Source organism: Bradyrhizobium sp. Arg237L, from assembly GCF_029990105.1.
Taxonomy (GTDB): Bacteria; Pseudomonadota; Alphaproteobacteria; order Rhizobiales; family Xanthobacteraceae; genus Bradyrhizobium.
This window is the reverse complement of record NZ_JAQMIL010000101.1, coordinates 1-21,986: the sequence shown is the minus strand read 5'-3', so window position 1 is coordinate 21,986 and position 21,986 is coordinate 1. Positions and strand designations below refer to the sequence as shown.

Sequence of the window (21,986 nt, the reverse complement as noted above, 5' to 3'; positions counted from 1 at the left end):
AGCAATTCGGGAGAGGTTGCCTCACGGCAACTTGTCATACCCCTCCGCCAGCCCGTTCAGGCTGAGCGGAAAGCCGATGCCCTCTTCGGGGGTCTCGAAGATGATGAACGTCGCGGTCTTGGCGCCCCTGAGCTGGCCGAGCAGCTTGTCGTCCATTACGACCTCGGCGACGCAGCCGTTCGGCAGGCAGCGGACGAAACCGGCGCGGCCGACGTCCTGATTGTCGAGCTTCAGGCCGAGCCCGGAGGGAAGCAGGACGCCCAGCGGCGCGACCACCCGCATCAGGCGGCTCTTCTGGTCGGCGGTCTTCAGCACGATCACGGTGAGGCCGGCATTGGAACGGTCCTCGGCGACCACGCTCTGGATCAGCGCGCATTGCTCGCTCTGGGCGCCCGGCGGGGTGTCGCAGCGGATCTGCCAATCGCCATGGACCGAGCGTACCGCCCCCTGGGCGTGGGCCGCTTGCATCAGGCCCAACATGAACGTGAGCGCTAGCAGGCCGCCCAGCCAGTTGGTGGCACTCCAGCTACGTCCGCTGTGATGTTTCAAAGCGCCCATCCGGGTCGATCCTTTGATGGCCGGCCATGCCGGCTTGGTTTCCCCGGCCAAGGTCCGGTGCATTGCCCGGCTGCCGGCGGCACGCAAAACGACTGATACCGCAATGACGGCGCCTTGAAGGCGATCCCCAAGCAAATCTCGCCCCGTGGTGGGTGCTCTTCGCGCGAATCAGGTTCCTGCGGAGCGCCCAGCCTGTGGGTACATCCAGCAATCGCCCTGTCAAGCGGCGTGGCCCGCGGGAGCGCCGCTATCGCCTGATTTATCGAGAAAATGTCACATCACGGGAATAGCCGATCGCGCATGGCTTGGGGCCCTACTACTGCATTGCGAGCGCCTGCGAATTATGGTTTGAGAGGCTAGATTTCGACGCGTTCTAACGATCTGGCCCCGTACTTTCCGAAGGTGCGTCCGGCAGGCCGTTTGTCAGGGCGGATCGTGCTGCATCCTCGCCGTATGGCGGGGGTGCTAAGGGGATAAATCATAGGGAGCGCGAGCGGCATGAGGATGTCGATGGGCCTGATGGGCCGGCGGTTGCTGGGGGGTGCGGTAGCGGGCATGGCGCTCGCGACCGGCGGGACGGCATTCGCCGAATTGGGGCAGCCGGCGCCCTGGGAAGTCACCCTGCAGCAGGCGGGCTCCCCGGTGATGGAGAACATCGTCTGGTTTCATAACTTCCTGCTGGTGGTCATCACTGTGATCACGCTGTTCGTGCTGGCGCTGCTCGTCATGGTGGTGATGAAGTTCAACGCGCGCGCGAATCCGGTCCCCTCCAGGACCACCCACAACACGCTGATCGAGGTGGCCTGGACGCTGGTTCCGGTGCTGATCCTGGTCTGCATCGCGGTGCCGTCGTTCCGCCTTTTGTTCCTGCAGCTCGACGTGCCGAAGTCGGACCTGACCATCAAGGTCACCGGCAAGCAGTGGTATTGGTCCTACGCCTACCCGGATAACGGCAAGTTCGAGTTCGACTCGCTGCTTGCCCAGGACAAGCAGCCGCGGCTGCTCGGCGTCGACAATGAGATGGTGGTGCCGGTCAACAAGGTGATCCGGATCCAGACCACCGGCGCGGACGTCATCCACTCGTTTGCGGTGCCGGCCTTCGGCATCAAGATCGACTCGATCCCGGGCCGTCTCAACGAGACCTGGTTCAAGGCCACCAAGACCGGCATGTATTACGGCCAGTGTTCCGAACTGTGCGGCAAGGACCATGCGTTCATGCCGATCGCGGTGCGGGTCGTCGAGGATCAGGAATTCGCGAGCTGGGTGGACGCCGCGAAGAAGAAATTTGCCAGCAACCCGGCGAACTCATACGCCTCGGTTGGTCAGGCGGCGCAGTAGGGCTGCAAGCCCGGGGGCGGGCTTCGCGCATCGGAAGAATAAGGGCGATGGGACCGCAAAGGTCCAAAAGGGAATTGGCTTAAGGATCTAGGACATGGCAACAGGCGCAGCGACACACGATCACGCCCATGATGATCACGGCCATCCGACCGGATGGCGCCGCTATCTCTACTCCACGAACCATAAGGACATCGGCACGATGTACCTTATCTTCGCGGTCATTGCGGGCATCATCGGGGCTGCGATGTCGATCGCGATCCGCGCCGAGCTGATGTATCCGGGCGTGCAGATCTTCCACGAGTCCCACACCTACAATGTGTTCGTGACCTCGCACGGCCTGATCATGATCTTCTTCATGGTCATGCCGGCGATGATCGGCGGGTTCGGCAACTGGTTCGTGCCGCTGATGATCGGCGCGCCCGACATGGCGTTCCCGCGCATGAACAACATCTCGTTCTGGCTTTTGCCGGCCTCTTTCGCGCTGCTCTTGATCTCGACCTTCGTCGAGGGCGAGCCGGGCGCCAACGGCGTCGGCGCCGGCTGGACCATGTACGCGCCGCTGTCGACCTCGGGTCACCCGGGGCCGGCAGTCGACTTCGCGATCCTGTCGCTGCATCTCGCCGGCGCCTCCTCGATCCTGGGCGCGATCAACTTCATCACCACGATCTTCAACATGCGCGCACCGGGCATGACGCTGCACAAGATGCCGCTATTCGTGTGGTCGATCCTGGTGACGGTGTTCCTGCTCTTGCTGTCGCTGCCGGTGCTCGCCGGCGCCATCACCATGCTGCTCACCGACCGTAACTTCGGTACCGCCTTCTTCGCCCCCGATGCCGGCGGCGATCCGGTGCTGTTCCAGCACCTGTTCTGGTTCTTCGGCCATCCCGAAGTGTACATCCTGATCCTGCCGGCCTTCGGCATGATCAGCCAGATCGTCTCGACCTTCTCGCGCAAACCGGTGTTCGGCTATCTCGGCATGGCCTACGCGATGGTCGCGATCGGCGGCATCGGCTTCGTGGTGTGGGCGCACCACATGTACACGGTCGGGATGTCGTCGGCGACGCAGGCCTATTTCGTCGCCGCCACCATGGTGATCGCGGTCCCGACCGGCGTGAAGATTTTCTCCTGGATCGCGACCATGTGGGGCGGCTCGATCGAGTTCAAGGTGCCGATGATCTGGGCGATCGGCTTCATCTTCCTGTTCACGGTCGGCGGTGTCACCGGCGTCGTGCTGGCGAATGCCGGCGTCGACCGCGTGCTGCAGGACACCTACTACGTGGTAGCGCACTTCCACTACGTGCTGTCGCTGGGCGCCGTGTTCGGCATCTTCGCGGGCTGGTACTACTGGTTCCCGAAGATGTTCGGCTACATGTACAGCGAGACCATCGGCAAGCTGCACTTCTGGTTCACCTTCATCGGCGTGAACCTGGTGTTCTTCCCGCAGCACTTCCTCGGTCTCTCGGGCATGCCGCGCCGCTATGTCGACTATCCGGACGCGTTCGCCGGCTGGAACCTGGTCTCCTCGATCGGCTCCTACATCTCCGGCTTCGGCGTGCTGATCTTCATCTACGGCGTGATCGACGCCTTCGTCCGCAAGGAGCAGGCGGCCGCTAACCCGTGGGGCGCCGGCGCCACCACGCTGGAATGGACGCTGTCCTCGCCGCCGCCCTTCCACCAGTTCGAAGTGCTGCCGCGCGTGCAGTAAAGGAAACAGCGACGCGCCCTTCACGGGCGCGTCGCGCTCTCTGCTTGATTTAAGGGAACGAATCTATCGTGTCGGTTGTCGATCACAACGCCATCGAGTTGCCGCGGATCTCCGAGGCCGAGGTCGGCGACTACATCGCGCTTTTGAAGCCGCGGGTGATGTCGCTGGTGATCTTCACCGCGCTGGTCGGCCTGATGATCGCGCCGGGTCACGTCCATCCGGTGCTGGCCTTCACCTCGATCCTCTGCATCGCGGTCGGTGCAGGCGCCTCAGGCGCGCTGAACATGGCCTATGAAGGCGATATCGACGCGTTGATGACGCGCACCGCCAACCGGCCGATCCCACGCGGCCGCATCACAAGTGGAGAAGCCACCGCCTTCGGCCTGACGCTCGCGTTCTTCTCGGTGATGACGCTCGGCATCCTCGTCAACTGGGTCGCGGGCGCGCTGCTGGCCTTCACGATCTTCTTCTATGTGGTGGTCTACACGATGTGGCTGAAGCGCTGGACCGCGCAGAACATCGTGATCGGCGGGGCCGCCGGCGCGCTGCCGCCGGTGGTGGCCTGGGCGGCCGCAACCGGCTCGTTGTCGATCGAGCCCGTGCTGTTGTTCCTGATCATCTTCTTCTGGACCCCGCCGCATTTCTGGGCCCTGGCGCTGTTCCGCAGCGACGACTACGCCCGCGCCGGCGTGCCGATGCTGCCGGTGGTCGCCGGTCCCGACGCGACCCGGCTGCAGATCCTGCTCTACACGATCGTGCTCGTCGCGATCGCGGTGGCGCCGTGGCCGCTCGGCTATTTCGATGCGGTCTATGGCGTGGCCTCGCTCCTGCTCGGGTCGGGCATGCTGTGGCTCGCGGTCGACGTCTATCGCCGCCGCGAGGGCAAGGAAGCCAATCGCGCCTGCCGCAAATTGTTTGCTTTCTCCATTTTTTATTTGTTCGCGCTGTTCGCGACCTTGCTGATCGAGGTTGCCTTCCGCACCGTTGCATCATGGGTCGGGTAGGGAGCGCATGAACACGCAATGGATGACAAACGCGAGCAGGAAGGAATTGTTCTTACCGAGGCGCAGCTCAGGAGCCGCCGCCAGCGCTCGATCGCCATTGCGCTCGCGCTCGGTGTGCTGGTTGTGCTGTTCTTCGCGGTCACCCTGGTCAAGGGCCCGGCCGTCCTGGTGCGGCCGATCTGAGATGTGATCGAGATGGCGCAAGAGACGACCACGCCCAAGCAGTCCGGCACGAGCCAAAAGGCGTCCCGCCGCACGTTGACGCGTGACGCGGTGGTTGCCTCGATCTGCGGCTTCGTCGTCGTGCTGATGGTCGGCGCGTCCTATGCGGCCGTGCCCTTCTACAACTGGTTCTGCCGCGCCACCGGTTTCAACGGCACCACCCAGGTCGCGACCTCCGCGCCGGTGGAGGGGCCGCTTGCCCGCAAGATCGAGGTCCGCTTCGATGCCAATGTCGCGCCGGGCTTGCCTTGGAAGTTCGAGCCCGAGCAGAACGAGATCGAAGTCAGGATCGGCGAAGTCGTCACCGTCTTCTACACAGTGACCAACCAGTCGGCGCGGACCACGACGGCCCAGGCGGCTTACAATGTCGCGCCGCTGACGGTCGGGGCCTATTTCCAGAAGATCAACTGCTTCTGCTTCACCGAGCAGACCCTGGCGCCGGGCGAGAAGCGCGAGATGCCTGTCGTGTTCTATGTCGATCCGGCGCTGGTCGCCGACCGCGAGAACGACAGCCTGAAATCGATCACCCTGTCCTACACTTTCTATTCCGTGCGCGATCCGGTCCCGAAGCCAGTGGCCTCCGGCGAGCAGGACAAGCGCAAGGGCAATCTTTGAATTTCTGAGACGAATACGTGCCTGACGGCACGCGAACGGAGAGACTGCAATGGCTGAGGCGCACGTCAAGCATCACGATTACCATCTCGTCGATCCGAGCCCCTGGCCGGTGGTCGGTTCGATCTCGGCCTTCATCATGTGCTTCGGCGCCATCGGCTGGATGCATCACATGTTCACGGGCGCGCCGATCGTGTTCGGCATCGGCGTGATCGGCGTGCTCTACACCATGGCGAGCTGGTGGGGCGATGTGATCCGCGAGGCGCAGTACAAGGGCGACCACACCCGTGTGGTGCAGCTCCATCACCGCTACGGCATGATCCTGTTCATCGCCTCCGAGGTGATGTTCTTCGTCGCCTGGTTCTGGGCGTTCTTCAACGCCGCGCTGTTCCCGGCCGACGCCGTCCACGCTACTCGCGACGCAGTGTTCGGCTGCGGCGCCGGCACCCAGATGGGCGCCTGCGCCGTGCCGGGCACCTGGCCGCCGCATGGCATCGAGACCTTCGATCCCTGGCACCTGCCGCTGCTCAACACGCTGCTGCTGCTCACCTCCGGCACCACCGTGACCTGGGCCCACCATGCGCTCTTGGAAAACGACCGCCAGGGCCTCAAATACGGCCTGATCCTGACCGTGCTGCTCGGCGCGGCCTTCACCTGCGTGCAGGCCTATGAATACGCCCACGCGACGTTCTCGTTTGGCGGCAATGTCTACGGCTCCGTGTTCTTCATGGCGACCGGCTTCCACGGCGCCCACGTGATCATCGGCACCATCTTCCTCCTGGTCTGCCTGTTCCGCGCCTATGCCGGCCACTTCACGCCCAAGCAGCACCTCGGCTTCGAGTTCGCCGCCTGGTATTGGCACTTCGTCGACGTGGTCTGGCTGTTCCTGTTCATCTGCATCTACGTGTGGGGCCGCGGCGCCGAAGCCATGGCGCACGCCGCGCATTAACCCGCCGCGATGTGCTACAAGGGGGCGGCCCGACGGCCGCCCTTTTGGTTTTTGGAAGCGAAGATCGAACCACTTGATGCCTGCCGACACTCCTCCGACGGTTACCGAGAGCGCGCTCCGCGGCATCGCCTGCCGCTGTCCGCGCTGCGGCAAGGGCAAGCTCTATGCGGGCTTCCTCACGCTCGCGCCGCGCTGCGAGAGCTGCGGGCTGGATTATGCCTTCATCGATTCCGGTGACGGACCGGCGATCTTCATCATCATGCTGGCCGGCGCGATCGTCGTCGCCTGCGCGCTGATCGTGGAGGTCAAGTACCAGCCGCCATTCTGGGTGCATGCGGTGCTCTGGCTGCCGCTCATCGTCGTCACCACCTTGCTGCCGCTGCGTTCGATGAAATCGCTTCTGATCGCACTCCAGTTCCACCACAAGGCGGCGGAGGGCCGGCTGATCAAGCGCGAGCAGAAATGACCGCACCATCCTCGTACCGGCGCGGTGCCGCCGGCTTCGGCATTTTCACGTTGATCCTGGTGGTGGTGTTCACGAGCCTCGGGATCTGGCAATTGCAGCGCCGGGTCGCGAAGCATGCGCTGATCGCGGCCCTCAACGAGCGCCTGGCGGCGGCGCCCGAAGCGCTGCCGCAGCCTTCGCAATGGGCTGCGCTCCGTCCGGTGAGCGACGAATTCCGCCGCGTCACGGTTACGGCGACCTATGCGAAGCTGCCGGATGCGATGGTGTTCAGCTCCGGCTCCGCGGTCCGCGACGACATTTCCGGTCCCGGCACCTGGGCGTTTCTCCCGGCGCGCCTGCCTGACGGCGAGATCGTCGTGGTCAATGCCGGCTTCGTGCAGAACACGATGCAGGATCGTGCCCAGCAGGATCGGGTGGCCGCACCCCTGATCACGGGCGAACCGGTCAAGCTGACCGGCTATCTCCGCTTTCCCGAAAGCGCCGGCTCGCTGACGCCGAAGGAAGATCCGGCAAAGCGCCTGTGGTTCGTCCGCAATCATCTGGCGATGGCAAGCGCACTTGGCTGGGGCGAGGGCGGCAAGACAGTCGCGCCCTTCTACATCGATCTGGAGTCGCCCGTGCCCGACAGCGGCATTCCCAAGCCGGGACCGCTGAAGGTCAATCTCAAGGACGACCACATGCAATACGCCATCACCTGGTTCACGCTAGCCGTGGCGGTGCTGATCGTCTTCGCATTGTGGTTTCGCGGCCAACGTCGGATCAGATCCGAGTAGCTCGGATGCAGCACCGTAGCCCGGGTGGAGCGTCAGCGTAACCCGGGACCGCTTGCACCGACGCAGATGTCCCAGGTTACGCGTTCCGCTCCACCCGGGCTACGAGCTCATGGTCTAGCCAAGCGCGCTGTCGCCGACCGGCAGGCAGCAGCGCACGATGGTCCGTCCGTCTTTGCGCACCAGCTCGAGCGTGCCGCTCAGCGCGCGCGCCCGTTCCTGCATCCCCGTCAGCCCGCGGCCGAAGACAGAGTCCTTGGGAAGGCCGATACCGTCGTCGGATACCTCCACGATCAGCTCCGCCGCCTTCATCGAAGCCTCCACGGTGACCGAGCGGGCGCGGGCATGGCGCAGCACGTTGGTGATGCTCTCCTGGATCACGCGATAGACGGTTTGCGAGAGCAGCCCCTCGATCGCATTCAGCCTGCCGTCGATCTGCGAGACGAGCTTAAGCCCGGGCGCTTGTGCGCGCGCATACTGCAACAAGGTCTCGATGCTGTTCTCCAGTCCCAATTCCTGGATGTAGAGCGGCCGCAGCCGGTCGAGGATGCGGCGGTTGGCCTGCTGCAGCGCTTCGACCGATTGCAGGATGCCGTCGGCGGAGGCCGCAAGTTGCAGGTTGCCATGCGGGATCGCTTCGAGCAGCGCAACCGCCTTGGCGCGAATGCCGAACAATAGCGGTCCAAGCTCGTCGTGCAGTTCGCGCGCCATGTCGCGCCGCTCGTCGTCCTGCAGCGAGACGATACGGCGCAGCAAACCTCGATTGTCCTGGCTCAGCCGGCAGAGCGTGCGGGCGAGTTCGTTGGCTTCCTCGGCGCTTCGGCGGATCTCCGGCGGGCCTGACTGGGGGATGAGCTGCTTATAATCACCCCCGCGCATGCGGGTGAGGCCTTCGCCGAGATCCTGCAGAGGGCGCAGCACGGCGCCGGCGGTGAAATGGGCGATAATACCGGTAAGCAGCGTCAGCGCGACCGCGGAGAATGTGATCGCAACAAAGCCGATCCATTTCTCGAAGATATCGGCCGACAGGTCGGGCGAGAAAATGATCTGGCCGACCTGCTTGCCTTCGATCCGGACGGGGAACGATGCGCCGATCTCCGGTATCGTGAGCAGGTCCACGAACCATCGTGGCACCCGTCCGATCGGCGTTTGCACCTCGACCGGGGGCGGGCGGCTTGCGCCGTCGGGTCGGAAGCGGATGGCTTCGGACGCGCCTAGCGCCTGCGCAAAGGCATCCAGCGTCGCTTGCGGATTGGCCGAGGTCCCAAGCGCGCTGTTGAGCGCGTCTGCAACCACCCTGGCCGAACGTGCGGCCGGTGCGTTCTCGTCCGACAGTTGTTCCGGCACGAAGAGCTGTAGCGAAATCGCTCCGACCAGGAGCGCGGCCACGAACATGATACCGAGCGGAAGGAAGAACCGCGTTCGGAGCGAACATCTTTTCCACATTTGGATAATTCTAATTCGCTCCGGCGGTTTTCCCTTTTCACAGGTTCCCGGCCATCTATGTTCTGGATACAGAATGCAAGTTATGCAAGATACGCCGAAACCGGCCACAAGAATATTGATTGTCGATGACCACCCGGTCGTGTTGTCCGGGTGCCGGTCCCTGTTCGCTTCCGACAGCTCGGTGAAGATCGAGGAAGCCACCGACGCCAAGTCGGGGCACCGCGCCTATGTCAGCAAGAAGCCCGATGTTACCGTAATCGACATCAACCTCCCGGATGTTTCCGGGTTCGAGCTGATGCGCCGGATTCGCAAGGAAGATCCCGAGGCCAGGATCATCATGTTCAGCATGAACGACGATCCGGCCTTCGTGGTCCGCGCGGTGGAAGCAGGCGCCCAGGGCTATGTCTCGAAGACCGACGACCCCAGGGTGTTCGTGAAAGCCGTTCGCAAGGTCGCGGCCGGGGACAATTTCATATCCCCGCACCTTGCCGAGGCCGTGACCTTTTCGGGCGCCGCCATCAAGGCCAATCCGGCCTCGCTGATGTCGCCACGCGAACTGGAAATCCTGCGACTGCTCGGCCGGGGCGACAAGATCGGCGAGGTCGCCGCGGCGCTCAACATCTCCTACAAGACCGTCGCCAACACCACCTCGCTTCTGAAGCAGAAGCTCGGCGCCAAGAGCCATTCCGATCTGATCCGTATCGCCGTCGAGATGGGGTTGAGCTGACCCTTAATCGCCTGCGGAACTGGTCGCGCCCGAAGGCGCGACCGTTCCCATCGCTTGCATTTCGCTTCTGCCGGGGCAATTCGGGAACAGCAGGGCGGTGCAGGCGATTCCTAGAGCTTGTTTCGGTTCTGATGCAATGTGCCGGAGCATCGGCCACGCCGCTGGTCGCTGCTCCCCTTGCCTCGATGGCGGACATAAACGGGAAAAAGCGGCAATGGTTCCGACGTCACTGCGGCTGCCATCGTGAAGCCAGCGATGGATTGGTGCATCCCAGCGCGCTTGACGATACACCTCCGTCTAGCCGGCCAGTCGGCCGTGCTTTGCGGCAGCGCCGCACAAGAAGCGGTTTCCCCTTGGCGCGAAAACCCTTTATGGTGGCGCTTCGAGTCCGCGCAGCGAGAACTCGATAAATTCCATGATATCAAGGGCTTAAGGTAAAGGCTTGAGCCTTTGGAGGGCGGTTTGACGCGGTATGTTTCGACCCGGGGAGAGGCCCCGGCTCTCGGTTTCTGTGATGTGATGCTGACCGGGCTCGCCCGCGACGGCGGCCTGTACGTGCCCGAAAGCTGGCCGGTCCTGTCGCGCGAGACCATCGCCGGTTTCTTCGGACGGCCCTATTGGGAAGTCGCGGTCGAGGTCATCAGGCCGTTCGCGGGCGGCGAGATTTCCGATCCCGATCTCGGTCGCATGGCGAACGAAGCCTATGCAACGTTCCGCCATCCCGCGGTCGTGCCGCTCGACCAGATCGGCCCGAATCAATTCCTGCTGGAGCTGTTCCACGGCCCGACGCTGGCGTTCAAGGACGTCGCGATGCAGTTGATCTCGCGGCTGATGGATCATGTGTTGGCGAAGCGTTCACAGCGCACCACGATCGTGGTCGCGACCTCGGGCGATACCGGCGGCGCCGCGGTCGAGGCCTTTGCCAATCTCGAAAATGTCGATCTGGTCGTGCTGTTCCCGCAAGGCCGCATCTCCGAGGTGCAGCGGCGGATGATGACGACGACCGGCGCCGCCAACATCCATGCGCTGGCGATCGAAGGCACCTTCGACGATTGCCAGGCGATCGTGAAGGGGCTCTTCAACCATCACGATTTCCGCGATGCCGTGTCGTTGTCGGGCGTGAACTCGATCAACTGGGCGCGGGTCGTGGCGCAGGTGGTCTACTATTTCAGCTCGGCGGTTGCGCTCGGCGCGCCGGAGCGGACGGTGGATTTCACGGTGCCGACCGGCAATTTCGGCGACATCTTTGCAGGCTACGTCGCCAAGCGCATGGGCTTGCCGATCCGGTCCTTGCGGATCGCGGCCAACATCAACGACATCCTGCCGCGCACGCTGAAGACGGGTATCTACGAGGTCCGCGAGGTTCACGCCACGACCTCGCCGTCGATGGACATCCAGGTGTCCTCGAATTTCGAGCGGCTGTTGTTCGAGGCAAGCCGGCGCGACGCTGACAGCGTGCGGCGGCTGATGGATTCGCTGAAGCAGTCCGGCCGCTTCGTGTTGCCGGCTGCGATGCTGGCTGCGATCCGCGAGGAGTTCGACGCAGGCAAGGCGGACGAGACCGAGACTGCGGCCGCGATCCGCGCCGCCTGGCGCGAGGCGGGGGATCTCGTCGATCCCCATACCGCGGTGGCGCTGGCGGTCGCCGACCGCGACAGCGCCGATTCGAGGATTCCCAATATCGTGCTGTCGACCGCGCATGCGGCCAAGTTCCCCGATGCGGTCGAGGCCGCCTGCGGGGTGCGACCGCATTTGCCGGCCTGGCTCGACGGATTGATGACCAAACCCGAACACCTCAAGGTGATGAAAAGCGATCAGGCGGAAGTCGAAAAGTTCGTATTGTCGGTGAGTCGCGCCGCCAAGCAGGGAGTAGCCGGATGAGCGTTGAGATCACCAAGTTGCCGTCCGGATTGACTGTCGTCACCGACACCATGCCGCATCTGGAGACGGCCGCGCTCGGCGTGTGGGCCGGCGTCGGCGGACGCGACGAAAAGCCGAACGAGCACGGGATATCCCACCTGCTCGAGCACATGGCGTTCAAGGGCACGACGCGCCGCTCCTCGCGCGAGATCGTCGAGGAGATCGAGGCCGTGGGCGGCGATCTCAACGCCGGCACCTCGACCGAGACCACGGCCTATTACGCGCGCGTGATGAAGGCGGATGTGCCGCTGGCGCTCGACGTGCTCGCCGACATCCTCGCCAATCCCTCCTTCGTGCCTGATGAGCTCGAGCGCGAGAAGAGCGTCATCGTGCAGGAGATCGGCGCGGCACAGGATACGCCCGACGACGTCGTGTTCGAGCACCTGAACGAGCTCTGCTATCCCGACCAGCCGATGGGCCGCTCCCTGCTCGGCACCGCCAAGACGCTCAAGGGGTTCGACCGCGACATGCTGCGCGGCTACCTCGCAACTCATTACCGCGGGCCCGATATGGTGATCTCCGCTGCCGGCGCGGTGGACCACAAGCGGATCGTCGAAGAGGCAACGCAGAAGTTCGCAAGCTTCGACGCAGCGCCCGCGCCGAAGCCGCTGGCGGCCATGTTCGGCAAGGGCGGTTCCCGCGTCGTGCACCGCGACCTCGAACAGGCGCATCTGACGCTGGCGCTGGAAGGCGTGCCGCAGACCGACCTGTCGCTGTTCTCGCTGCAGGTGTTCACCAACACGCTCGGCGGCGGGATGTCGTCGCGGCTGTTCCAGGAGGTGCGGGAGAAGCGGGGGCTGTGCTACTCGATCTACACCTTCCACGCCCCCTATAGCGACACCGGCTTTTTCGGCCTCTACACCGGCACTGATCCGTCGGATGCGCCGGAAATGATGGAAGTGATCGTGGACGTGATGAATGAGGCCGTGGAGACCCTGACCGAGGCCGAGGTCGCCCGCGCCAAGGCGCAGATGAAGGCGGGGCTGTTGATGGCGCTGGAGAGCTGTTCCTCGCGCGCCGAGCAGTTGGCACGGCATGTGCTAGCCTATGGCAGGCCGCTGACGGTGGACGAACTGGTCAGCCGGATCGATTCGGTGAGTGTCGAATCGACCCGCAATGCCGCCCGTGCGCTGCTCGCGCGCAGCCGGCCCGCGGTGGTGGCGCTCGGCAGCGGCAGAGGTCTGGACACGGCGGTGTCTTTTGCGGAAGGATTGACCCGGTCGAAGGCGAAGACGCTCCTGCACTAGACCGGCAGCCCCGATAGCGGGCAGGGAGTTCAAGGGCATGGCCCTGTTTCGTTTGCCATCCAGCGGACCGGCCGCCCTGATGCCGCGCGGTCATGGACTGCTGCTACGTGCGCCGCAAATGGCCGACTTTCCGCAGTGGGCGCAATTGCGCGAATTGAGCCGCGCCTATCTCACGCCCTGGGAGCCGATCTGGCCGTCGGATGATTTGACCCGTTCGGGCTTCCGCCGCCGCCTGCGCCGCTACGCCGAGGACATCGCCGCCGACCGCTCCTATCCCTTCATCATCTTCCGCGAAGTGGACGGCGTGATGGTCGGCGGCATCACGCTCGCCAACGTCCGCCGCGGCATCGTGCAGGCCGGCACCATCGGCTATTGGGTCGGCGAGCCCTATGCGCAGCGCGGCTACATGACCACGGCGCTGCGGGTGCTGTTGCCCTCGCTGTTCGGCGAGCTCAATCTGCACCGCATCGAGGCCGCTTGCATCCCCTCCAACGCGCCCTCGATCCGCGTCCTGGAGAAATGCGGATTCACCCGCGAGGGCCTGGCGCGGCGCTATCTCTGCATCAATGGCATCTGGCAGGATCACCTGCTGTTTGGCCTGTTGCACGAAGATTTCCGGGGTTAATACCGGGTTCTTAGCGCTGGTTAGCGCCTTTGTTGGTGCCTTGGGTTCGCCGCCATTGCGCTGCTATAACGCCACTCGGGAAATGGGATGGCAGGGATTTCGCATGGCAAGACATCGTGTGATCAGGGCCGCGATCGCCGCAGTGGTGGCGACCGCGCTTGGTTGCGGCACCCTGGCCGCGCCGGCGGCGGCACAGTCATTGACCGACCGCTTCAAGAGCCTGTTCGGCGGCGGCAAGTCCGAGGAGGCACCGGCTGAGAAGCCCTCGGCGCCCGCCGAGGGCCAGAGCAACGAATCGGACGTCCTCTGTCCGCCGGTGGCGATCCGCTCCGGTGCCTCGACTTACGCGGTGGGGGCGCCCGGCAAGGAACCGGTCGGCAGCGACCTGCGGTTCCAGGCGACGATCACCCGCACCGCCCGCGAATGCGCGATCAATGGCGGCGAGATCACGGCGCGAATCGGCATCCAGGGCCGGATCATTGTCGGTCCTGCCGGCGCCCCGCCGACCGTTCAGGTGCCGCTGCGCGTCGCCGTGGTGCAGGGCGGCGTCTCGGAAAAGACGATCGCGACCAAGGCCTATCAGACCACGGTGACGATGGGCGAATCCGGCAGCGAACCCTTTACGCTGGTGGCTGAGGATCTGACCTTTCCGGCGCCGTCGGCCGACGTTGCTGAAAACTACGTCTTCTACATCGGCTTCGACCCGCAGGCTCTGAAGCCCGAGCCAAAGCCGAAGGCGGTAAGGAAGAAGTAGCGGCCACCTGCGTTGAACGACCGACGGCGGCGGTAGGGTGGGCAAAGCGAAGCGTGCCCACCATCCACGTTCGGTGCAAGAAAGGTGGGCACGCTTCGCTTTTGCCCACCCTACAAGACAGTCCCAAACAAAAAAGCCGGCGCGATCATCTCGCGCCGGCTTTTTTGATTTGCGTTGAAGCCGCTCAGTTCAGCTTGGAACGAACCTCGGCGATTCCCTTGGCGAGGAGGTCGTCGGCGACGGAGCCCTTGACCGACTGCGACAGGATGGTGGACGCCGCCGTCACGGCGGCATCCGCCGCAGCGGCACGGACATCCGCCAGAGCCTGGGCTTCGGCGAGCGCGATCTTGTTCTCGGCGGTCTTGGTCCGCCGCGCGACAAAATCTTCCATCTTCGTCTTGGCTTCAGCCGCGATGCGTTCGGCGTCCGCCTTGGCGCTCGCGACGATTTCCTCCGCCTCGCGCTCGGCAGTCGTGCGCTTGGCCTTGTATTCGGCGAGCAGCTTTGCGGCCTCTTCCTTCAGGCGGCGAGCGTCGTCGAGTTCGGCCTTGATGCGTTCGCTGCGGTTGTCCAGCGCCTTCAGCACCGTGCGATGGATGCCGAGATAGGCAAACACCACCATCAGGATGACGAAGGCGATCGCAACCCAGGTTTCCGGCTCGGTCAACATCAGGCTTGTCCCTTCAGCGAGGCGTCGACGGCGCCGTTCACCGCAGCGCCATCCGGCGCCACGCCGGTTAGCCGCTGCACGATCGCGGTCGCCGCGTCCGCCGCGATGCCGCGGACATTGCTCATCGCCGCCGCCCGCGTCGCCGCGATGGTTTTCTCGGCGTCGTGGAGCTTGGCTGTAAGCTTGTCCTCCAGCACCTTGCGTTCGGCTTCGGAGGCCGCGTTCAGCTTCTCGCGGGTCTCGCTGCTGATGGCCTGAGCGCGGGAGCGCGCGGCCGCCAGGTCGTTCTCATAAGCCTTCAGCGCAGCCGCGGACTCGTCCTTGAGCTTTTGCGCTTCCGCCAAATCGCCCTCGATCATGTTCTGGCGCGCTTCGATCACGCCGCCGACACGCGGCAGCGCGAAACGCGACACGATGATGTAGAGCACGACAAAGGCGATAGCCAGCGACACCAGTTGCGAGGCGAAGGTGGACGAATCGAACGGAGGGAAAGCTCCGCCGTGGCCGCCATCGGCTTCGGTGTGGGCGCCGGCCTTCTGGCCTGATGCTTCGCCATGACTCTCAGCCATGGTGTTCTCCTGTAGCTGTCACGGACGCCGCCCGCAGGCGGCGCAAAAGTGTACCGCTCAGAGCGGAACGAACAGCAAGAGCAACGCGATCAGCAGCGAGAAGATGCCGAGCGCTTCGGTCACGGCGAAGCCGAAGATCAGGTTGCCGAACTGGCCCTGGGCGGCGGACGGATTGCGGACCGCGGCGGCAAGGTAGTTGCCGAAGATAACGCCGACGCCGACGCCCGCACCGCCCATGCCGATGCACGCGATGCCCGCGCCGATAAGTTTAGCTGCTGCCGGTTCCATAGTTTGCTCCTTGGAGAGAAAGACAGATGTGGGTGGAAATTCCCCGGACCGCTCAGTGTCCCGGATGAATGGCGTCGTTGAGGTAGATGCAGGTCAGGATCGCAAACACGTAGGCTTGCAGGAAAGCGACCAGCAATTCGAGCGCGGTCAATGCGACCGTGAGGGCCAGCGGCATCACGCCGCCGAGCCAGCCGACGGCGCCCAGCGAGACGCCGAGCATCGCGACGAAACCCGCGAACACCTTCAGCGCGATATGGCCGGCCAGCATGTTAGCGAACAGACGCACGCTGTGCGAGACCGGCCGCAGGAAGAACGACAGGATCTCGATGAACATGACCAGCGGCAGGATGTAGATCGGAACGCCGGACGGCACGAAAATCTTGAAGAACTTCAGTCCGTTCTTGTAGACGCCGTAGATCAGGACGGTGAAGAACACGAGCAGCGCGAGCGCTGCGGTGACGATCAGGTGGCTCGAAATCGTGAACGTGTAGGGGATGATGCCCACGAGGTTCGAGACGCAGATGAACATGAACAGCGAGAAGATCAGCGGGAAGAACTTCATGCCTTCCGCGCCGGCGGTGCTGCGGATGGTGCTGGCGACGAACTCGTAGGAGATTTCGGCGACCGACTGCAGGCGCCCCGGAACCAGTTGCCGGCCGCTCGCCAGCATCAGTACCGAGATCAACGCCACCGCCACGAACATGTAGAGCGTCGAATTGGTGAAGGCGATCGTGTGATCGCCGATATGGCCGATCGTGAAGAGGGGCTCGATATTGAACTGGTGGATCGGATCGATTTTCATCCGCGCGGCTCTTGGTCCCCCGGCTTATCCGCCGGCAATCGAATTACAGATGTCGTGACTTCCGCCAGGGCTCAGCGCTTGCCTGAGGCCATGCCTGCAGACCTCACCACGTTGACCACGCCGGCCGTGAAGCCGAGCAGCAGGAACACGATGAGACCGAACGGCGATGTCGACAGCAGACGGTCGAATCCCCAGCCAATCACCGCCCCGACGACAACGCCCGCGACCAATTCCGAGGAAAGCCGGAAACCGAGCGCCATAGCGGAAGCTCTGGCGGCACCGTCTCCGCTTTCAGTTCCGGATTGATCAGTCCTGATTTTGCGGCTGTCGCGTATTTCGGACAACCGATGATCCAGACTTCCGAGCCTTGCGGAAAGCGCAGCTTCGTCGGACGACGACTGGTCGCGATTTCCACTTGCGTTGTCGTTTTTGTTTTCCGCCATGCGGCAGACACTAAACGATGCTGCGGTTGATGGAAATTGCGCCGCCACCCTCAAAAGCCGCGCGGACCATACTTACCGTGTCCGATCAAGTCAAGATTGCGTAACAACCAGTTAGCGCATTGATTCGATTGCACTTCTTTGGAGATATTCCAGATGTCTGCGACCTGTCATCGCAACGCAACAGCCGACATTCAGGCCGCGGCGGTCTTGCACCGGTCGGGACGCTCTGTTGGGATGCCTGCATCGTCGCACCAATCCCGCTCGGAGCCGTCATGTCGCGCCAGGTCGACTACTACTTCTCGTTTCAATCTCCCTGGGCCTATATCGGTCACCAGCCGTTCCGCGATCTCGTCACTGGCTTTGATCTCAAGGTGAACTACAAGCCGGTGGTGCTGGTCGACCTGTTCTCGGAGACCGGCGGCTTGCCGCTTCTCAAGCGCCACCCGGTGCGGCAACGTTATCGGATGGTGGAATTGCAGCGCTGGCGCGACCGGCGCGGATTGCAGTTTCATCTCAAGCCCGCGCACTGGCCCTTCAATGCCCGCCTTGCAGACGGCGCGGTCATCGCTGCGATCGAGCTGGGGCTCCATCCCGATCTTTTCCTGAAGCGCGGTTTTGTCGCGGTCTGGGAGGACCAGCTCGATCTCGCCGATCCCGCGACAGTGGCGCGCCTTGCCGACGAAGCGGGCTTGCCCGGCAGCAAGCTGGTGGAACGTTCCGCTTCGGAGGCGATCAGCGCGGCCTACGAGCAGAACCGTCAGGATGCGATAACGGCCGACGTATTCGGCTCGCCCGCCTATGTGCTGGATGGCGAGGTATTTTGGGGGCAGGACCGGCTGGATTTGCTCGCCGATGCATTGAAGTCGGGCAGGCGGCCCTATACGTCGGATGTATAGGGGCACGCTGATCTTGCGGGAGGAAGCCGATGCGAAACGCGACCTCATCCTCGAAAGTTTCCACGGTCCTGGCCGGTGTGGCGTTGAGCGTGAGCCTGAGCGGCACAGCCTTTGCCCAATCCCGGCCGGATACCGAGAACGGCCGTTACTCGCTGTCGGCCACCGCCGATGGCGTGCTGCGGCTCGACACGCGGACCGGCACGGTCTCAACCTGCAACAATAATTCGGGTACGGGCTGGGCCTGCTATGCCGTGCCCGACGAGCGCACCGCGATGGACGCGGAAATCGGCCGGCTGCAGGCCGAGAACGAGACGCTCAAGGCCGAGCTCGCGCAGCGCGATCCGACCACCACCGGCAAGACCGACGAGGCGCTGCCGAAATCGGATTCGCTGAAGAAAAGCGAGCCGAAGGTCGCCGAGGGCGGACGCAGGATCGAAATCCCGTTGCCGAGCGATCAGGATATGGACCGCATGATGTCGTTCCTCGAGCGAGCCTGGCGCCGCCTGGTCGAGATGGCCAACCGCGTGCAGCGCGACGCGTCGGGGAAGATTTAATTCGTTTGTAGATGGGTCCTTCGTTCATGACCTCACTCTCGCGGAGCGCTCCATCAACCGTCAGTGCCACCACCATCGTGTCATCGCTACTGACCGTGCACACGCCGGGCGTCGGCTTCACCGATCTGACATCGGAGGTCGCAAAATTCCTGCGCGAGGCGCGCGGGGCCGAGGGGCAAGTGACGCTGTTCATCCGTCACACCTCGGCGTCGCTGACCATCCAGGAGAATGCCGATCCGACCGTGCTCGAGGATCTCCTGACCGTATTGCGCCGTCTGGCGCCGGAGAATGGCGGATGGCGCCATGACACCGAAGGTCCCGACGACATGCCGGCGCATATCAAGACCATGCTGACGTCGACCTCGCTTCAGGTTCCGGTGCTGGATGGCGAACTCGCGCTCGGCACCTGGCAAGCGATCTACCTGATCGAGCATCGCGCCAGGCCGCACCGGCGCGAGGTCGTGCTGCAATTCGTCGGCAGCACAAAATGACGCAGATCGTCTCTTCTCACGGGAAGCTCCGTAGCCCGGGTGAAGCGCCAGCGTAACCCGGGACCGCTGGTAGATGTCGACACAAGTGTCCTGGGTTGCGCTGCGCTCCGCCCGGGCTACGAAACTTGGAGATCAGCCAGCTCAAACAAAATCGGCCGCGGATCGCTCCGCGGCCGATCGAGCAAGCGCTGGAAGCGCGATTCGTCTCAGGTCTTGCTGATATCGACGTCCTTGGTCTCCGGCAGGAACAGGAAACCGACCACCGCGGTGATCGCCGCGAAGATGATCGGGTACCAGAGGCCGGCATAGATGTCGCCGGTCGAGGCCACGATCGCGAACGCGGTCGCCGGCAGCAGGCCGCCGAACCAGCCGTTGCCGATGTGGTACGGCAGCGACATCGAGGTGTAGCGGATGCGGGTCGGGAACAATTCGACCAGCATGGCGGCGATCGGGCCGTAGACCATGGTGACGAAGAGCACCAGGATGAACAACAGCCCGATCACGGCCGCGACCTGCGGACGGAAGATGTCGAACGGGTTCGACATCTTCACGATGCCGGCGTCGCCCGTCTTCGGATAGCCCGCCGCCTGGATCGCCGCCAGCACCGCAGCATTGGAAGTCTTGGCGTCAGCGTAAGGCACTTCCTTGCCGTTGACGACGACCTTCACGCCGGAGCCGGCCGGGCCGGAGGTCGTCGCGTACTTCACCGACGACTGGGCGAGGTAGGCACGCGCGGTGTCGCAAGGCGCGGTGAAGACGCGGGTGCCGACCGGGTTGAACAGGTCGCCGCAGCCCTTGGGATCGGCCACCACCTCGACCTTGGTGGATTCGATCGCCTTTTCCAGCGCGGGGTTGGCGTTGGTGGTGATCATCTTGAAGATCGGGATGAAGGTCAGCGCAGCGATCGCGCAGCCGGCGAGGATGATCGGCTTGCGGCCGATCTTGTCGGACAGCATGCCGAACACGATGAAGAAACCCGTGCCGAGCAGGAGCGACCAGGCAATCAGGAGGTTGGCGGTGTAGCCGTCGACCTTCAGGATCGATTGCAGGAAGAACAGCGCGTAGAACTGGCCCGTGTACCAGACCACGCCCTGGCCCATGGTGCCGCCAATCAGGGCGAGCAGCACGATCTTGGCGTTGGCCCAGTTGGCGAAGGCTTCCGTCAGCGGTGCCTTGGAACTCTTGCCCTCGTCCTTCATGCGCTGGAACACCGGCGATTCATTCAGCCGCAGCCGGATCCAGACGGAGATACCGAGCAGCAGCACCGACACCAGGAACGGAATGCGCCAGCCCCATTCCGCGAACGCCTGTTCGCCGGTCGCGGTGCGCGTGAACAGGATCACCAGCAGCGACAGGAACAGGCCGAGCGTGGCGGTGGTCTGGATGAAGGAGGTGTAGTAGCCGCGCTTGCCCTGCGGGGAATGCTCGGCGACATAGGTTGCTGCACCGCCATATTCTCCGCCGAGCGCAAGGCCCTGCAGCAGGCGCAACGCGATCAGGATGACCGGCGCGGCGATGCCGATGGTGGCGGCGTTGGGCAACAGGCCGACGATGAAGGTCGACAGGCCCATGATCAGGATGGTCACAAGGAATGTGTATTTGCGGCCGACGATGTCACCGACGCGGCCGAACACGATGGCGCCGAACGGACGCACCAGGAAGCCGGCGGCGAAGGCCAGCAGGGCGAAAATGTCGCGAGTCGCCGGCGGATAGGCCGAGAAGAACTGCGCGCCGATGATGCTGGCCAGCGATCCGTACAGATAGAAGTCGTACCACTCGAAGACGGTACCGAGCGAGGAGGCAAGGATGACGAAGCGTTCATCCTTTGTCATGCCGCCAGGGCGCGCCGAACTTGCAGTCATTGTGGACATCTGGATCATTCCCCCCAAATTATTGCTGGTGAACTCGCCTGCCGAGTTCGGCCGGATGAGCTACGGGCTTGGAAGGAGGGTAACATCGCGGCAAAAGCCGCCCCAATACGACTTTCGGCCCTTTTTCACGCCCTTCCACGCTGCGAGGAGTTGCCGGTTGCGCGGTCCCGGCCCGCGTGTTGCGACGCACAAGCGCGCGCATTAACTGCTTCGACAGACGGTAGAATTACGGCTTGCACGCAGCCTTCGCTCGGAGGACAAGGGACAAAAAAGGGGGCGGCGACCCGCTCAAGAGATACCGATGACCGTTGCTGTCCAGACCCATCTTGTCATCGCCGATGACCATCCGCTGTTCCGCGATGCGCTGCGGCAGGCAGTCGCGAGCGTCGTCAGTGCGGCCGCCATTACCGAAGCAGGTTCGTTCGACGAGCTCACCGCCTTGCTCGAGAAGGACGCTGACGTTGACCTAATTCTGCTCGACCTGACCATGCCGGGGATCAGCGGCTTCTCCGGCCTGATCTATCTGCGCGCGCAGTATCCGGCGATTCCGGTGGTGATCGTATCAGCCAGCGATGATGCCACCACGATCCGCCGCTCGCTCGACTTCGGCGCGTCGGGTTTCATCCCGAAACGCTTCGGCGTCGATACGCTGCGCGATGCCATCATGAAGGTGATGGACGGCGACGTCTGGGTTCCCGCCGACACCGACCTGTCGTCGGCCGGCGATCCCGAGATGGCGCGGCTGCGTGACCGGCTGGTGACCCTGACGCCGCAGCAGGTGCGTGTCCTGATGATGCTGTCGGAGGGTTTGCTCAACAAGCAGATCGCCTACGAGCTCGGCGTCTCCGAAGCCACCATCAAGGCGCATGTGTCCGCGATCCTGCAAAAGCTCGGCGTCGAAAGCCGAACCCAGGCCGTGATCGCCGCTGCCAAGATCGCCGGCGGCCAATGGCGCCAGGGCACGCCGCAGGGGTGATCAGCCACACCTGAATTGTAGATTCCATGGGGCGGTGAGCGCGCCCTTTCCGGTAGGTTTGGGTTTCCACACTCGAACCATCG

25 protein-coding genes are annotated in these 21,986 nt (G+C 63.8%); 17 read left to right on the top strand and 8 right to left on the bottom strand.

Annotated elements, in window-relative coordinates:
- Nucleotides 1-21 precede the first annotated feature (21 nt).
- Nucleotides 22-480 carry an invasion associated locus B family protein gene (locus OZ411_RS39170; protein WP_282532226.1) on the bottom strand — a complete coding sequence of 153 codons (459 nt, stop codon included), beginning with the start codon at nt 478-480 and terminating at the stop codon, nt 22-24.
- 576 nt (nt 481-1,056) lie between these two features.
- Between OZ411_RS39170 and coxB the strand changes: the two genes are divergently transcribed.
- The 8 genes from coxB to OZ411_RS39130 all read left to right on the top strand — a co-directional run bounded on the left by coxB (nt 1,057) and on the right by OZ411_RS39130 (nt 7,627).
- Nucleotides 1,057-1,896, top strand: coding sequence for a cytochrome c oxidase subunit II (gene coxB, locus OZ411_RS39165; RefSeq protein WP_130582505.1), 840 nt, complete (start codon nt 1,057-1,059; stop codon nt 1,894-1,896).
- A 94-nt stretch (nt 1,897-1,990) separates the two neighbouring features.
- Complete coding sequence (gene ctaD, locus OZ411_RS39160) at nt 1,991-3,601, top strand: cytochrome c oxidase subunit I (RefSeq protein WP_282532218.1); 1,611 nt, start codon at nt 1,991-1,993, stop codon at nt 3,599-3,601.
- 68 nt (nt 3,602-3,669) lie between these two features.
- The gene (locus OZ411_RS39155) at nt 3,670-4,605 is read left to right on the top strand and encodes a heme o synthase (RefSeq protein WP_282532217.1); all 936 of its coding nucleotides are present in this window, start codon (nt 3,670-3,672) and stop codon (nt 4,603-4,605) included.
- Nucleotides 4,606-4,623: 18 nt separating this feature from the next.
- Nucleotides 4,624-4,788 (top strand): hypothetical protein, encoded by a 165-nt coding sequence (locus OZ411_RS39150; RefSeq protein WP_028167936.1) that lies wholly within the window; start codon nt 4,624-4,626, stop codon nt 4,786-4,788.
- Between the two features lie 12 nt (nt 4,789-4,800).
- Nucleotides 4,801-5,442: a cytochrome c oxidase assembly protein gene (locus OZ411_RS39145; protein WP_282532216.1), complete on the top strand. Its 642-nt coding sequence runs from the start codon at nt 4,801-4,803 to the stop codon at nt 5,440-5,442.
- Between the two features lie 49 nt (nt 5,443-5,491).
- On the top strand, nt 5,492-6,388 hold the full coding sequence (locus tag OZ411_RS39140) for a cytochrome c oxidase subunit 3 (protein WP_282532215.1): 897 nt from the start codon (nt 5,492-5,494) through the stop codon (nt 6,386-6,388).
- 76 nt (nt 6,389-6,464) lie between these two features.
- Complete coding sequence (locus OZ411_RS39135) at nt 6,465-6,854, top strand: DUF983 domain-containing protein (RefSeq protein ID WP_282532214.1); 390 nt, start codon at nt 6,465-6,467, stop codon at nt 6,852-6,854.
- Nucleotides 6,851-7,627, top strand: coding sequence for an SURF1 family cytochrome oxidase biogenesis protein (locus OZ411_RS39130; protein WP_282532213.1), 777 nt, complete (start codon nt 6,851-6,853; stop codon nt 7,625-7,627). The genes OZ411_RS39135 and OZ411_RS39130 overlap by 4 nt, the downstream gene beginning before the upstream one ends.
- A 114-nt stretch (nt 7,628-7,741) precedes the next feature.
- Here OZ411_RS39130 and OZ411_RS39125 read toward each other — a convergent pair whose 3' ends face one another.
- Complete coding sequence (locus OZ411_RS39125; protein ID WP_349017071.1) at nt 7,742-9,019, bottom strand: histidine kinase; 1,278 nt, start codon at nt 9,017-9,019, stop codon at nt 7,742-7,744.
- Nucleotides 9,020-9,152: 133 nt separating this feature from the next.
- On the opposite strand from OZ411_RS39125, the gene OZ411_RS39120 reads away from it, so the two are divergent.
- The 5 genes from OZ411_RS39120 (at nt 9,153) to OZ411_RS39100 (ending at nt 14,343) form a co-directional block, all read left to right on the top strand.
- Nucleotides 9,153-9,797, top strand: coding sequence for a response regulator transcription factor (locus OZ411_RS39120; RefSeq protein WP_282532225.1), 645 nt, complete (start codon nt 9,153-9,155; stop codon nt 9,795-9,797).
- A 462-nt stretch (nt 9,798-10,259) separates the two neighbouring features.
- Nucleotides 10,260-11,678: a threonine synthase gene (gene thrC / locus OZ411_RS39115; RefSeq protein ID WP_282532211.1), complete on the top strand. Its 1,419-nt coding sequence runs from the start codon at nt 10,260-10,262 to the stop codon at nt 11,676-11,678.
- Entirely contained in the window at nt 11,675-12,964 is a 1,290-nt protein-coding gene (locus tag OZ411_RS39110; protein ID WP_130583843.1) for a pitrilysin family protein, read from the top strand. Before thrC ends, OZ411_RS39110 begins: the two co-directional genes overlap by 4 nt.
- Nucleotides 12,965-13,001: 37 nt before the next feature.
- A complete protein-coding gene (locus OZ411_RS39105; RefSeq protein ID WP_130583842.1) occupies nt 13,002-13,589 on the top strand; it encodes a GNAT family protein in 588 nt (195 codons plus the stop codon).
- A 103-nt stretch (nt 13,590-13,692) separates the two neighbouring features.
- Nucleotides 13,693-14,343: a hypothetical protein gene (locus tag OZ411_RS39100; protein ID WP_282532210.1), complete on the top strand. Its 651-nt coding sequence runs from the start codon at nt 13,693-13,695 to the stop codon at nt 14,341-14,343.
- A 184-nt stretch (nt 14,344-14,527) separates the two neighbouring features.
- Here the strand turns inward: OZ411_RS39100 and OZ411_RS39095 are convergent, their stop codons facing one another.
- The 5 genes from OZ411_RS39095 to OZ411_RS39075 all read right to left on the bottom strand — a co-directional run bounded on the left by OZ411_RS39095 (nt 14,528) and on the right by OZ411_RS39075 (nt 17,115).
- On the bottom strand, nt 14,528-15,013 hold the full coding sequence (locus tag OZ411_RS39095) for an ATP F0F1 synthase subunit B (RefSeq protein WP_130583472.1): 486 nt from the start codon (nt 15,011-15,013) through the stop codon (nt 14,528-14,530).
- Nucleotides 15,013-15,582, bottom strand: a complete 570-nt coding sequence (locus OZ411_RS39090) for a F0F1 ATP synthase subunit B' (protein ID WP_130583473.1) — start codon at nt 15,580-15,582, stop codon at nt 15,013-15,015. The genes OZ411_RS39095 and OZ411_RS39090 overlap by 1 nt, the downstream gene beginning before the upstream one ends.
- A gap of 57 nt (nt 15,583-15,639) precedes the next feature.
- The gene (locus tag OZ411_RS39085) at nt 15,640-15,870 is read right to left on the bottom strand and encodes a F0F1 ATP synthase subunit C (protein WP_027537362.1); all 231 of its coding nucleotides are present in this window, start codon (nt 15,868-15,870) and stop codon (nt 15,640-15,642) included.
- 52 nt (nt 15,871-15,922) lie between these two features.
- Nucleotides 15,923-16,672: a F0F1 ATP synthase subunit A gene (locus OZ411_RS39080; protein WP_130227299.1), complete on the bottom strand. Its 750-nt coding sequence runs from the start codon at nt 16,670-16,672 to the stop codon at nt 15,923-15,925.
- 71 nt (nt 16,673-16,743) lie between these two features.
- Nucleotides 16,744-17,115 (bottom strand): AtpZ/AtpI family protein, encoded by a 372-nt coding sequence (locus OZ411_RS39075; RefSeq protein ID WP_282532209.1) that lies wholly within the window; start codon nt 17,113-17,115, stop codon nt 16,744-16,746.
- A gap of 272 nt (nt 17,116-17,387) precedes the next feature.
- Here OZ411_RS39075 and OZ411_RS39070 point away from each other — a divergent pair, with 272 nt between their 5' ends.
- Genes OZ411_RS39070 through OZ411_RS39060 form a run of 3 tightly spaced genes read left to right on the top strand, consistent with a single transcriptional unit; the run spans nt 17,388 to nt 19,056 of the window.
- A complete protein-coding gene (locus OZ411_RS39070; protein WP_282532208.1) occupies nt 17,388-18,011 on the top strand; it encodes a 2-hydroxychromene-2-carboxylate isomerase in 624 nt (207 codons plus the stop codon).
- A gap of 29 nt (nt 18,012-18,040) precedes the next feature.
- The gene (locus OZ411_RS39065; RefSeq protein ID WP_282532207.1) at nt 18,041-18,565 is read left to right on the top strand and encodes a hypothetical protein; all 525 of its coding nucleotides are present in this window, start codon (nt 18,041-18,043) and stop codon (nt 18,563-18,565) included.
- A gap of 26 nt (nt 18,566-18,591) precedes the next feature.
- Nucleotides 18,592-19,056, top strand: coding sequence for a secondary thiamine-phosphate synthase enzyme YjbQ (locus tag OZ411_RS39060; protein ID WP_282532206.1), 465 nt, complete (start codon nt 18,592-18,594; stop codon nt 19,054-19,056).
- Between the two features lie 206 nt (nt 19,057-19,262).
- Here OZ411_RS39060 and OZ411_RS39055 read toward each other — a convergent pair whose 3' ends face one another.
- Nucleotides 19,263-20,888, bottom strand: coding sequence for an MFS transporter (locus OZ411_RS39055; RefSeq protein ID WP_282532224.1), 1,626 nt, complete (start codon nt 20,886-20,888; stop codon nt 19,263-19,265).
- Nucleotides 20,889-21,228: 340 nt separating this feature from the next.
- Here OZ411_RS39055 and OZ411_RS39050 point away from each other — a divergent pair, with 340 nt between their 5' ends.
- Complete coding sequence (locus OZ411_RS39050) at nt 21,229-21,903, top strand: response regulator transcription factor (RefSeq protein ID WP_282532205.1); 675 nt, start codon at nt 21,229-21,231, stop codon at nt 21,901-21,903.
- Nucleotides 21,904-21,986: the final 83 nt, after the last annotated feature.